Annotated in this window: 8 protein-coding genes; all 8 read right to left on the reverse strand. The window is 55.1% G+C overall.

Annotation, left to right across the window (positions count from 1 at the left end):
* Position 1: 1 nt before the first annotated feature.
* The 8 genes from AC0LWM_RS25395 to mutS all read right to left on the reverse strand — a co-directional run bounded on the left by AC0LWM_RS25395 (position 2) and on the right by mutS (position 13,544).
* Complete coding sequence (locus AC0LWM_RS25395) at positions 2-1,759, reverse strand: sensor histidine kinase (RefSeq protein WP_474677811.1); 1,758 nt, start codon at positions 1,757-1,759, stop codon at positions 2-4.
* 3 nt (positions 1,760-1,762) lie between these two features.
* Positions 1,763-4,351, reverse strand: a complete 2,589-nt coding sequence (locus AC0LWM_RS25400) for a transglycosylase domain-containing protein (protein ID WP_474677812.1) — start codon at positions 4,349-4,351, stop codon at positions 1,763-1,765.
* 142 nt (positions 4,352-4,493) lie between these two features.
* Positions 4,494-4,730, reverse strand: coding sequence for an RNA chaperone Hfq (gene hfq, locus AC0LWM_RS25405; RefSeq protein ID WP_474677813.1), 237 nt, complete (start codon positions 4,728-4,730; stop codon positions 4,494-4,496).
* A gap of 21 nt (positions 4,731-4,751) precedes the next feature.
* Positions 4,752-5,735: a tRNA (adenosine(37)-N6)-dimethylallyltransferase MiaA gene (gene miaA, locus AC0LWM_RS25410; protein ID WP_474677897.1), complete on the reverse strand. Its 984-nt coding sequence runs from the start codon at positions 5,733-5,735 to the stop codon at positions 4,752-4,754.
* Positions 5,719-6,507: a class I SAM-dependent methyltransferase gene (locus AC0LWM_RS25415; RefSeq protein ID WP_474677814.1), complete on the reverse strand. Its 789-nt coding sequence runs from the start codon at positions 6,505-6,507 to the stop codon at positions 5,719-5,721. The genes miaA and AC0LWM_RS25415 overlap by 17 nt, the downstream gene beginning before the upstream one ends.
* Positions 6,507-8,771 (reverse strand): DNA mismatch repair endonuclease MutL, encoded by a 2,265-nt coding sequence (gene mutL / locus AC0LWM_RS25420; protein ID WP_474677815.1) that lies wholly within the window; start codon positions 8,769-8,771, stop codon positions 6,507-6,509. The genes AC0LWM_RS25415 and mutL overlap by 1 nt, the downstream gene beginning before the upstream one ends.
* 38 nt (positions 8,772-8,809) lie before the next feature.
* Positions 8,810-10,306 (reverse strand): S41 family peptidase, encoded by a 1,497-nt coding sequence (locus AC0LWM_RS25425; protein ID WP_474677816.1) that lies wholly within the window; start codon positions 10,304-10,306, stop codon positions 8,810-8,812.
* A gap of 502 nt (positions 10,307-10,808) precedes the next feature.
* Complete coding sequence (gene mutS, locus AC0LWM_RS25430) at positions 10,809-13,544, reverse strand: DNA mismatch repair protein MutS (protein ID WP_474677898.1); 2,736 nt, start codon at positions 13,542-13,544, stop codon at positions 10,809-10,811.
* Positions 13,545-13,606 lie beyond the last annotated feature (62 nt).

Raw genomic sequence — 13,606 nt, forward strand, 5'->3', positions numbered from 1 at the left:
GTTATAACTCCTCGCTTGCGTGAATCGGAAGCGAAAGGCGAATCGTCGTCCCTTCGTTTTCCTTGGAGAAAATATGCATTTTATAATCGTCTCCGTAATACAAACGGATTTTGTCGCGAATATGCTGCAGCCCGATGCCGCTCATTTTCTCCTTAGCCGTCCGGTTATCGGCCCGGCCCGTCGGCAGCATGTCCGGCCTGCCTTCCGTCGCCTTGTCCGAATGCGGTTCGGCCTTATTGGCCATGGCCTTCGCTTTCATGCCCACTCCGTTGTCGCTGACCTCGCAAAGCAGCATGTCGCGATCGAGATAAGCGCGGATCGTAATGACCCCTTCGCCTTTGCGCGGCTCGATCCCGTGGATCAACGCATTCTCGACAAGCGGCTGCAGAATGAGCCGCGGTACTAGGCACAAGGAAGCGACGGATTCGATCTCGAACACCGTCTTGACCTGATCTCCATACCGGAAAGCTTGAATATTCATATAATCTTGAATAAGTCCGATTTCTTCCTTGATCGTAAGGAAATCGCCCTTCTTGCCGAGGCTCGCTTGCAGCAGCCGGACAAGCGCGCTGACGGCGTCGGCGATTTGCGGCGTCTTGTGAATTTTCGCCACCCATTTGATCGTATTCAGCGTATTGTACAAAAAATGCGGGTTCAACTGATATTGCAAAGCGGTAATTTCCGCTTCCTTCTTGAGCGATTCCTCGATTTTCACTTTTTTGATCAGCTCCTCGAGCCGGTTCAGCATCTGGTTGTAACTCTCGCCCAAATCATTCATTTCCTGCGAGCCGCCGGAAGTCCAATAGGCCTTCAAATCGCCGAGCTCGGCTCTCTTCATCAGCAGCCTGAGGCTCTGCAGCGGATTTGCGATGATACGTGCGAAGAACAATGAACTGATCACGGATAAGAGCAGGACAACGCCAAAAAAGATGATGAGCGTCTTGCTAAGCGAAGACCAAGAAGAGCTTATGTACTCGTTGGGCACCGACAGCTCGGAGGTCAACCGGATCCCTCCGGAATCGACCGTTCGTACGGAAACGATTTCATCCGCTCGCATTGCGGTTCGGTTCGCACCGGTTGCATCCCCCTCCGTATCGATCGTACCCTTGGCGGCGTGGTTGTATATCGTTCGGCCTTGCGCATCCTTGATCGTATGCCTTGCCGAAGACTGTGCGCCGTGAAAGTCGTTCATAAGACGGGAAATATCGGTCACGATGACCAGGTGGCCGATAATGGCGTTGGAATCCAGCCGATACAGCGGCGCAACGAGGCGCAAGCCGTACCTTGAATTCCCTTCGTCCAACATATGAAAAGGCTGAAGCAGCCGCTCGTTGCCGAGGGGCTGCCCAGATTCTTCTTGCGGCGGGATGACATTCGTATCCGAACAAAACGTCGTGTCCAAGATAAAGCAGACATCGGTGACGTAAGGATCGTTCATCTTCTGGATGCCGATCATTCGGTCGGTTTGCTGCTTCAATCGATCGAACGTGTCGGATGCGCTGCCTGTTCCCATACCGAATTGATATTGCAAATAATAATCCGTATTGATATTGCGGTAAATGCTTTCGAGTTGGCCGATTTCCTGGACGATTCGCTCGGTGACCCGGATATTCGTCTGGTCGGCGTAATCCTTCAATTCGTTCTCGGCATACCCGGATGTCTGGCCGAAAAAAACGAACATTCCGGCCAACAAGGGGACCGAGCCGATTACGAGCAAATACAGCAATAAGATCAACCGAAAACTGAACACAGGCTTCATCGATTACCTCGTGCCTGAAGAATTTGTATTCGAAGTCGGATTCGTCGAATTCGTTCCGACCTCAGAACCGTCAGTTGTATAACCGGTACCGTCGCCAGTATCCGTTCCGTTTCCAGTATCGGTACCGGTTCCGGTGTCGATTCCGGAATTTCCGGTATCCCCGGTACCGCCGTTGTCTGAGTTGCCTTTGTTTCCATTACCATTACCGTTGCCGTGATTTCCATTGCCTTTTCCGTTGCCGTTTCCATTCCCATTGCCGTTCTGCCCGTTCGAGTCTTTCGGCGGCAGAATCTCGTCAATCGGAGGTTCCTCTTCCATCGGCTGCTCGTCAGGTGGAAGGATATCCGGTTCTTTATTGATAGCATCCGGCATAACGACCGTCACCACGTTCGACTTTTCGCTTTCCAGGTTCGACTCCGCAAAATAAGCGGTCACGTAATATTGATACGTCTTGCCTGCAACAGTCGACATATCGACGACTTGGGTGCCTGCCGCGATCTCCTGAAGCATCGAGAACTGCGCCTCGGAAGCTTCCTTGCGGTACAGACGGTAAGTGGCTTTATCGGGGCTCGCCTTCCAGGCCAAGTCAACCGATTCCGTTTCCGTATCGACCGTCGCCGTCAGATCGGAAACGCCACTCGGAGGCTCCGTGACATCGGCGACACCTTCCGGTTTTTTGAAATCGACCACTTTGCGGCCGGCGAGCGCCTTGGACATGACCTTGCCCCACAATTGGGCAGCTTGGCCGCTGCCCTTCTTGAGATAATGGTCTTTGTCCGTCTTGTCGAAGCCCATCCATACGGCGCCGGTCCACTCCGGCGTGTAACCAACGAACCAGATGTCGCGGTTGCCGCTCGTTGGCACGCCTTTGATTCCGACTTGCGTCGTCCCCGTTTTGCCCGCAACCGGACGGTCGATCTTCGCTCTGACTCCGGTGCCGCCGGGCGTTAATACGCCTTCCAGCAATTGGGTCATCGAAAAGGCCGTTTGTTCGCTCATCACCTGTTCCGCTTTCAGCTTGCCGATCGAATAGACGGGGTCGCCTTCGGTCGTCGTTATTTCCGTAATCGCATGCGCCTCGTACATCCTGCCGCCGTTCGCAAACGCGCTATATGCCTGGGCCATGTTGAGCGGCGACGCGCCTTTGGTTAATCCGCCAAGCGCGATCGCGAGGTTTTTATCTTCGTCGGTAAGTGGAATGCCCAAGCTCTTCGCAAAATTGTAGCCCGTTTTCATGCCGATTTGATCGAGCAGCCAAACAGCCGGCAAATTGACGGAGCGCTTGACGGCGTCCATCATGCTGATCGGGCCGACATATTTGTTTTTGCCGTGGTCGCTAGGGCAATATTTGCCAAAGCATTGCTTGTCGTCGCGCAGCGTGGAATACGGCGACCAATTGCCCGATTCGATGGCCGGCGCGTATACGGCAATCGGTTTAAACGACGATCCCGGCTGACGCGGTGCGACGGCGCGGTTGAAGCCCTTCTGGATATAGTCCCGCCCGCCGACCATCGCCACGATGCCGCCGTTGCTCTGATCGACGATCACCATGCTCGCTTGCTGCTTCTGATCCGGACCGTCCTCCTCGAACATCTTGTCGTCGGCGAAGACGGATGCCATCGCGCGCTGAGCCTTCTGATTCATCGTTGTCGTGATGATATAGCCGCCGCGCAGCAACTCGTCCTCAGAAAGCTTGGTCAGCTTCATCGCCTCTTCGATCACGTAATCCTTATACGCCAGAAACTCGCTGTTCGTGTTGCGGACCGGAGGCTTATATTCTTCCGCCGCCGCCTTCTCTTTCTCTTGTGCCGTAATAATGCCTTGCTCGTACATAAGCTGCAGGACAACGCCGCGGCGTTCCTTCGACTTTTCCGGATTGGAAATCGGATTGTAGGTGCCTGGCGCCTTCGGAATGCCCGCCAGCGTGGCGATTTGCCACAAATCAAGCTTTTCGACGGGCTTGTTGAAATAATACTTCGACGCCGCCTGGACGCCGTAAGCCCCTTTTCCGTAATAAATCCGGTTTAAATATAATTCCATGATTTCATCTTTAGATCTCTTCGTTTCCAGCGCAACGGCGATCGAAGCTTCCGTCGCTTTGCGGAAAAACGTTTTGTCCGCGCTCAGGAACAAGTTTTTGGCGAGCTGCTGCGTGATCGTGCTGCCGCCCTCGACGGCGCTGCGCTGCACGACGTCCTTCACGAGCGCCCGTCCGATCGACCAGAAATCGACGCCCTGATGCTCGTAGAAACGCTTGTCCTCCGTGGCGATAACCGCTTGAACGAGAAGCTTCGGAATTTTGTCGTACGTAATGTACTCCCGGTTTTCCGGCCCGAAGCGTAGCACTTCCTTGCCATCCGCATCTTTCAGGATGGACGATTCCGCCATATCGAACTTATCCTTTTGCTCCGTCAAGATGCGTTCCCCGTTCAACAAAATAACTAGATAACCGGCGATTCCGCAAAATACGGCAAACGCCGCCGTAAAAAACAGCCATAAGAACAGTTTGCTTTTTTTAAACTTTTTGCGCGGTTTTTTCGATTTCTTCGGTGTTCCTTCGCCGCCTGCTTGTTCTGATGATCTAGCTGCCATAGGTACCGACTCCCTCTCCCAACATAATTTCTCTCTAAAGTGTCTTTAAGAAAAGAACAACCCTCGAAGGGTTGCTCTTAACCTTACATATTCATATACGCAAAACGGGCTGTAAATGTTTCGGCCGGTTTTCAAACGCCAATTACTCTGCGGTATTGTCTTGCATCAGCGAAACGTTGCGCTGAGGCGTAAACGTCGAAATTGCATGCTTGTAAACCATTTGTTGGCGACCTTCGCTGTCAATAATGATCGTGAAATTATCGAAGGCACGGATGACGCCGCGGATTTGGAAGCCGTTCGTTAAATAAACTGTCACCGGGATGCTTTCTTTGCGTAGCTGATTAAGAAACGTGTCTTGGATATTAATGGTTTTGTTCATTGGCCGAATAACCCCCATCGATTAAGATTGTTCTGAAATATATTCAAGATTCATCCGAAACTTTCCTGCTAGTATAGCATTAATTTTATTCAAATGTCCGGAAAAATTCGTTGAATCGGTAACATCAACCCAGTGTATGCCCTGCATGTGGCGAAACCATGACAATTGTCGTTTGGCAAAATGGCGCGTATCGCGCTTGAGCAGCTCGATCGCCCGGTCAAGATTGTATTCGCCCCGCAGGTACGCGGCAATCTCCTTGTAGCCGAGCCCTTGCATCGAGATATACTCCGTGCGCATTCCGCGATCCAGCAAATCGCGCACCTCGTCGACAAGACCTTGCCGGATCATGAGATCGATACGTTCTTCAATACGTTTATATAGCAAATCCCTATCCATTGTCAACCCGATGAGGACAAGGTCGTACGGAGACTGCTTCTCCTGGCCCCGCCGCTGCCCGGTTGACGTGCTGCCTGTCAAATGATGGACCTCCAACGCCCGGATGACGCGACGTTGGTCGTTCGGGTGCAGCCGCTCGGCCGCTTCGGGATCGATTTGCCGAAGCTTGTCATGGAGTGCCTCGGCACCATGCTTTTCCGCAAAAAGACGCTGCTCCTCGCGAAAAGCCTCGTCCGAGCCGACCTCGCTGAACTGGTAGTCGTAGCAGACCGATTCGATGTACAGGCCGGTACCGCCAACAATAAAAGGAATGCGTCCGCGGTCATTGATCTCGGCGATCAGCCGTCTGGCCGTGGCCTGGAATTCCGCAGCGGAGAACGGATAGTCGGGCTCGCAAATGTCGATCATATGGTGCACGACGCCTTCGCGTTCCTGCTCCGTGATTTTGGCCGTGCCGATGTCCATCCCGCGATATACCTGCATGGAGTCGCCGGATAGGATCTCGCAGCCAAACCGCTTGGATATTTCGATACTCAGCTTCGTTTTGCCGGACGCTGTCGGACCAAGCAGAACGATGAGCTTCGGCTTACGCTCAGCCGTTGTCAATATGTATCACTCCGTAAGCAATTTTCGAATGGGTGCGCTGGATTTGCGCGAAGCCGAGCCGAGCGAACTGGTCGCTGTCGCGGTGTTCCTTCAAGACGACCGCTTTGCGGGCGACCCGCCTCGCTTGCTCGATCGCCTCCGCCGCGAGCGGGCGATCGTCGGCTTCACGGCGCAGCGGCGACATCGCGCTCGATTCGCCGATCGGCTGGCGGAACATCGGATCGAAGTAAACGATGTCCACGCTGCTTGTCTCCATCTGCCGCAAATACGGCAGATGGTCGGTATTTGCGATGCGCACGCGCCGCATCGCTTCATTCAGCTGCGGCACGTCGGATTCGTACGTGCGCAGGCCCTCGAGGAGAAGCGCGTACAGCCTTGGCGCGCTCTCCAGTGCCGTTACCGCGCCGCGCTCGCCGACGGCATGCGCCAGCACGATAGCGTCGGAGCCGAGCCCTGCGGTGCAGTCGAGCACGGCGTCGCCGGGCTTCACCCCGGCGAGCACGACGAGCGTGTCCGGCTCGCCTGCGAGCATCCGCTTGACGCGTACGACCGCCATGCTGGGGTGGAAGAACATTTGCGCACCGTCCGCGCGAATCAGCTTCACTTCCTCATCTGTCAGCAGCAGCACGTCTTCCGCTTCACCGCCCCGGGAAACCGCCAGCTTCGCAAGCGAAAGCCCGCCGCGCGGCACATAGGATGCCCCTAGTTCTTCCGTAAGCCGTTTCGCCCGCAGCACGAGCTCCTTCGACGGGCGTAAGGCGGTCGATACGATCATTACATCACCCGCTTAAACATTTTTTCCAGCTCGTATGTCGAGAAGCTGACCACGATCGGCCTGCCGTGCGGGCACGTATAAGGCTGCTTGCAGCGGCGCAGCTTGTCGAGCAGCGCTTCGATCTCCAGCAAGCTGAGACTTTGGTTCGCCTTGATCGAAGCTTTACACGAGCATAGAATAGCTGCCTTCTCGCGCATCTTCGCGAGATCGACCGCCTTGCGTTCTTTTAATATCCAATCGGACATTTCCTCGATAATATGCCTTTCTTCGCCCGCCGGAAACCAATACGGGTGCGAGCGGACAATAAACGAGCCGCCGCCGAACGGTTCCAAATGGACGCCCGACTGGGCGAATAACGGCAGCCTCTCCTGAATAGCAGCCGCATCCGTCGGCGTAAATTCAAGCGTAATCGGAATGAGCAGCTCTTGGCTTGCTTCCTCCGGATTGCCGAATTTCTCGTAATAATACTCGTAATTGATACGTTCGTGTGCGGCATGCTGATCGATCATGAACAAGCCGCTATCGTTCTGGGCGATCACATACGTGCCATGCATCTGGCCGATCGGGTATAGCTCGGGAAAAGCCGGAATCTCCGCCGGCTCGGCACCCGCTCCCGGCGGTTTGAACATCGCCTGCAGCTTGGCTGCCGCGGCTGCATCCCATTCATTGCGCGACTCTCTCGCAGGCTGCTGTATTCTTCCGGAGGACGGAGCGGCACCCGAAGACATCGCTGCGCCGCCGTTGGAAGCGGCATACCGCTCCCGCGCCGAACTCGAACCGGCAGCGGAATTGGCCTGGCTGTTCGAATGACCGAGAAGAGAACTCGTCTCCATAGTTCCTGCGGCTTCTGCGGATACTGTCCCATGTTCGGCTCCCCCGGCAAACGATTGAAATGGGGATGCCGGTGATTCCGGCGCAACAGGAGGGACATCCTTGTCGCGTTCGTTCAAACGATGCCAAGTAATCGCGTCGGCTGCATCTACCGTTTCGCCGGTTCTTTGCCGGCCGAACGGCTCTTTCTCTTGCTGCTGCGGCGTCCCAGCGGCGGAATCCGCCATTTCTCTGACCTTGCCTCCGGCTATCGTCCCATTGTGCGTCGGCTGCTGCCAGTTCGTTCTATCTGCCGCTTGAGACGATTGAGTCGTTGAAGCGGACGGATGTACCGGCGATGCAGGTATAGCCGATGACGCCGCCGTTTCCGCCCGATAGAACGCAAGCTGCTCTTGAATGACGACCGGCTTCTTCTCCGCAGGCTTCACCGCTTCCGGGATGAGCACGAGCTGCTTCAGCTTGCTCCTGACCGCCGTTTCGACGAACTGCATCAGTTCGGCGTCCTTGCTGAATCGTACCTCTAGCTTCGAGGGATGAACGTTGACGTCGACAAGCGTCGGGTGCATGTTCAGTTCGAGCAGCACAAGCGGAAACCGGTTGATCGGCAGAAGTGTATGATACGCGCTCAGAATAGCCTGTGTCAATGTGTAGTTGCGTATGTACCGGCCGTTGACGATCGTGGACATCGCCGTGCGATTCGCTCTCGTAAATTCGGGCCTCGAGACGTAACCGCGGATCGAATAGTCCGGGTTTTCGCTTTCGACCGCTATCATACTCTTCGCAGCAGCCGTCCCGTATATGGCCGCCAGTACTTGAAGCGCGTCGCCGTTTCCTGTCGTCTGAAGCAGCAGATTGCCGTTATGCCGCAAAGTAAAGGCGATTCTCGGGTGCGCCAAGGCTAATCGGTACACATAATCCGAGATGTGGCTTTGCTCCGTCTGGATCGTTTTCATATATTTCAGCCGTGCAGGCGTATTGTAGAACAATTCCTTCACGGCGAAATCCGTTCCTTTGGCCGCCATGGCGTCCTGATTCATCAGCAGCTTGCCGCCTTCGATGACAATTTTGCGGCCGAGGCCGCCCGCCTCCGTCGCGCTGGTGCACTCTACCTTCGAGACGGCCGCGATGCTGGGCAGCGCCTCGCCGCGAAAGCCGAGGCTGCGAATTTGGAACAAGTCTTTGCCGGTCGCGATTTTGCTGGTGGCATGGCGGTAAAAAGCCGTTTCGATGTCATCCGGTTCGATGCCGGAGCCGTTGTCCTGAATCCGGATGAGCTGCAAGCCGCCTTCCTCGACGGTTACGTCGATTTTGGTGCTGCCGGCGTCGATCGAATTTTCCACTAGCTCCTTAACGACCGAGGAAGGGCGTTCTACCACTTCCCCGGCGGCGATTTGGTTCGCGATATGCTCGTCAAGCACGCGTATGATGCCCATCGGAACACCTTCCCTTCAACCCCGACATAGATTACTTTTTATTTCGATTTAAAATAAAGCTCTATGCGCTTGGCATCCCCGGACCAGCTGAACTGCGGGAAGCTCGCCTGAAAGCGCCGCAGATCGATATACGTTGTTCCGTCTTTGGCGGTTTTTAACCCGTCCGCTTCAGTCGCGAACGTTTTCTTGACCGCTCCCGAGTCGATATCCAGTCCGCGAGCCGAACCGTTCCAAGTTAATTGCCCTTGTACCATCGCCGCCAACACGCGCGATGGGACGTAGAGCTTATTCCCCTCGCTCAGTATAGGGAACGTATCGGGAAAATCGACGCCGTTCACCGTCAAGGCTTTGCTGTCCATCGCCACATCGAGGCTGGTCAAGCCGGCCGCATTCAAGGCGGTCAGCAGCTGCGCCGCATCGCCTTTGACTTCGATGTCCGGCGTGATGCCAACCTTGTTCACCTTGTGCTGCTTCGGCGTCAAATACTCCTGGATCGTCACCTTAAGCACGCCGCCTGTGGAAAGCGGTACAAGGCTCTGCACGCTGCCCTTGCCGAATGTTTTCGTGCCGACCACTTTTGCGACTTTATAGTCCTGCAGCGCTCCGGTTAACACCTCCGATGCACTTGCGCTGTTGCCGTTCACGAGCATGAATACCGGAATGCCGAGCTGCTCGCCGTTCGTAATTTGGATCGGATTGTCCGTGCCGTTCCGGTCTTTCGTATGAATAAACGCGCCTTCTCGGATGAAATGTTTGCCGATGTTCGTCGCCGAATCGAGGTATCCGCCTCCATTATCTCGCAGATCGACGATAAGCGAGGATATGCCCTTCATCTTGAGCTCCTTCAGCCTTTCGGCGAACAGCTCGTCCGCGTTTTCAGAGAAGGTCGACAGGTCTATATAACCGATGCGGCCGACCATTTTCGCCGTCACGATCGGAATCTGAATCGTCTTCCGCTGCAAGGTCACCTCGCGCGAAACGGTTCCGGAACGTACCGTAATCGTTATGCTTGTTCCTTCCTTGCCTTTGATGGCCCCCGTCAAATCGTCGACCTTCATGCCTTTGGCGGATTTCCCTCCAACGGCGGTAATATAGTCGCCACGCTTCAACCCTTGCCCTTCGGCCGGAGAGTTCGGGAAAACCTCCGCTGCGTAAAAGCCTTCGCTATCCTCGCCGACGCGAACGCCGATGCCGACATAATTGTTCTCGAGCGAGTTCTGGAAGCTTTTCCATTCGTCCGCGCTAAAATATTGCGTATACGGATCGTTCAGCTGCTGAATCATACCGCGAATCGCCGCATCCTTAAGCTGTTCGGCGTCCGGCTTGCTGACGTGATTTTGCTCCAGCAGCTGGAGCACTTCCTTCACTTGCGCATCGACTTTGTTAATCGCATCGGCCGTGCTTTCTCCGGTCTGGCCGGCGGCTTGCGAGGGCAGTGCCGCTGCCGTCACGGTCAAGCCGACAATGACGGCGAACATGATGACGACGCCATATCTGCGCAACAAGGCGACTGCTTTGTTTCGATCGAAATTCATCGGAAGCCCATCCCCTTCGTTTGATGTATTCGGTGTGCGTTGTGCTACTCCTAGACCGGCCTCATGTTCTGTACGGCTAATCGGTTCTTTTCCGTGAAAGTCCTTCAGAAAACTGAGAAAGACTTTCGAAAAAACGGGTATTCAGAGAAAACTGTAAGAGGTACCGAGATACTGTAAAAAGGTACTAAGATAACTGTAAAGGTACTGAGATTACTGTTAAAGGCATTCAGAAATTTTTGGCTGAATTTTAGATACGAATTTCTGAAGCAAGCTTGTCATCAAGCGATTATTCGCGACTTCAGAAATTTCTTTCTTTTATTCAGAAATTTTTGGCTAAAATTAAGAAATTAATTTCTGAATTGCACAGATTCCGCTCAATAGCGGCTCAAAATCAGAAAATCTTTTCTGAATTTCAGCAATTAATTTCTGAATCAAGCTCGCCATCATACGACTATTCGCGACTTCAGAAATTTCTTTCTTTTATTCAGAAATTTTTGGATAGTTACGGCAATTCCTCGGATTGCTTCTTCAGCTCGTATACAAAATTCATCGCCATCAGAGGCGTCATATTGATCAAATCCGCCGTTTTCAGCTTTTCGATAATCTGGAGCGCCTTAGGATCGATCTTCGGCTCAGCAGACGGTTCTGCAGACGGTTCAGCCGATGCTGCATGAAGCGCGACGATGCGCGGCTCGGCATCATCGGTCTCCGGCTTCCTTTTGGAACGGTCGGTCGCTTTCCCTTTCGCGGACTGTTTGTCCTCGTCTCCGAAAATCGAAAGCTGGACGACGCCGTAGGCTTCCTGCGTCTCCGCCATGCCTGCCGCCGTTTCCGCCAGCACGGAGCCCGCGGCAGCTGCAGCTCGCTCTTCGAATCCGGACAATAAGGCATAGGCACGGTCGATAATGAGATCCGGCAAGCCGGCAAGCCGAGCGCAGTAGATGCCATAGCTTGTCCCTGCCGCGCCTCGTACCAGCTTCCGCAAGAACGTCACCGTATCCCCGCTTTCGGCGACCGCCATGCAGTGATTGCTCAAAAACTGCAAGCTATCCTCCAAATGCGCCAATTCGTGAAAATGTGTCGATACCAGCGTCTTGCAGCCAACATGATCGTGCAAAAACTCGATTACCGCCTGGGCGATCGACATCCCTTCGCCCGTCGACGTGCCGCGGCCGAGTTCATCGATGATGACCAAGCTGCGTTCGGTCGCCTTCTCCGTCATCACTTGAATGTCCTTCATCTCGACCATGAACGTGCTTTGGCCGCCGATCAAGTCGTCCGCCGCGCCGATCCGGGTGAAGATCCGGTCGATGAGCGGCACTTCGGCTTTGTCCGCAGGCACGAAGCAGCCGATTTGGGCCATGATGCAAATTAGCGCCACTTGACGCATATACGTGCTCTTGCCGGCCATATTCGGCCCCGTGATGAGCAATACGCGCGTTTCGTCCGCGGTCAGCGTCGTCTCGTTGGCGATGAACGCACCGCCGTCCATGACGGCCTCCACGACGGGATGCCGCCCGGCTTCTACGACGAAGTCATAGCCGTCGGTAATCGTCGGTCGCCGGAACCGATACGAGGCGCTGACCGTCGCCATCGACTGGTAAGCGTCGACCGCCGCGATCGTTTCGGCCAATTGCTGCAGCCGCGTCATTTGGCTTGCGATGCTTGTCCGCAGGTCGAGGAACAGCTGCTGCTCGATATCGACCATCTTCTCCTCGGCCTCAAGGATCAGCGCTTCCTTCTCCTTCAGCTCCGGCGTTACATACCGCTCCGCGTTCGCCAGCGTTTGCTTGCGTTCATAACGGCCTTCGGGCAATGCGCCCATGTTCGCCTTCGTCACTTCAATAAAATATCCGAATATTTTGTTGTAACCGATTTTGAGCGACTTAATACCTGTTGCTTCGCGTTCCTGACGCTCGAGCTCGGCGATCCATTGCTTGCCGTTCACGCTCGCTTCGCGAAGCTGGTCAAGCCGCTCGTGGTAGCCGGCCTTGATGAGCCCGCCGTCCCGAATCGAAACGGGCGGTTCGTCGACGATCGCGGCTTCGATTTGACCGGCAATGTCCTCGCAGTCGTCGAGTGTCTCCACGAGGCGGCGCAGTGTCGAAGAGTCGCTTGATGCGCACAACTCGCGCAATCCGGGCACCTGCCGCAACGACGCCTTGAGCGCGATCAGGTCGCGGCCGTTGGCATTGCCGAACGAGATGCGGCCGACGAGCCGCTCCAAATCATAAATCTCCTTCAGCTGCTGGCGCAGCTCCTCACGCAGAATGAACTGGTTATACAGTACATCCACAGCCTCCAGCCGCTCCTCGATTCCCTTCTTGCTCATGAGCGGCTTGTCGATCCAGCGGCGCAGCAGCCTTGCTCCCATCGACGTATGCGTCCGGTCCAGGAGCCACAGTAGCGAGCCTTTCTTCGCGCGGTCCCGCACCGTTTCCGTCAATTCCAGATTACGGCGCGTAAACGGATCGAGAATCATATATTGATTCGGTTCGTATTGGTGGATCCGCGTCACATGCTGCAGCGAACGCTTCTGCGTATCGCTTAAATAAGCGAGCAGCAAAGCGACCGAGCGGCGGCGCGCGGTATCCTCCGCACCCCATTGTTCGCCAGGGAATTGCTCTGCAAGCAGCTTCCCGTCCTCCCGATCCCAAGCCGTGAACAAGACCGGCTTCGACCACTGGCTCGCATAGCCGGCTTGGCGGACCTCCTCGAGTACGGCGCTGTCGCCGATCATTTCCGATGGTTCGTACACGTTCACTTCATCCATCAGCTGCTCGAAAGTCCGCGCTAGCGAAGTCACGTACAGCTCGCCCGTCGTCAAGTCGCAAGCCGCAACGCCGTACGAACCGCCGTCCGACGCCAGGCATACGAGAAAGTTGTTCGCCTTGTCGCCAAGCGTCTTGCCGTCCATCACCGTTCCCGGCGTAACGACGCGCACGATTTCCCGGCGGACGACGCCTTTCGCTTCGGCCGGATTTTCCACCTGCTCGCAAATGGCGACCTTATATCCTTTTTCAATCAGCCTCGTTATGTAATTTTCCGCCGAATGGTACGGAACGCCGCACATCGGTATTTTCTGCTCCACGCCGCCGTCACGGCCTGTCAGCGTGATCTCGAGCTCCTTCGCCGCGAGAATCGCATCGTCAAAAAACATTTCGTAAAAGTCGCCGAGCCTGAAAAACAAAAAGGCGTCCTGCGCTTCTTGCTTGACCGCCAAATATTGCTCGATCATCGGTGTATACTTCAACTCGCCTTACCTCCAACCCCATGCATGTACGAACATTCCCCAACATT

It is taken from the genome of Paenibacillus sp. sgz302148, from assembly GCF_056120465.1.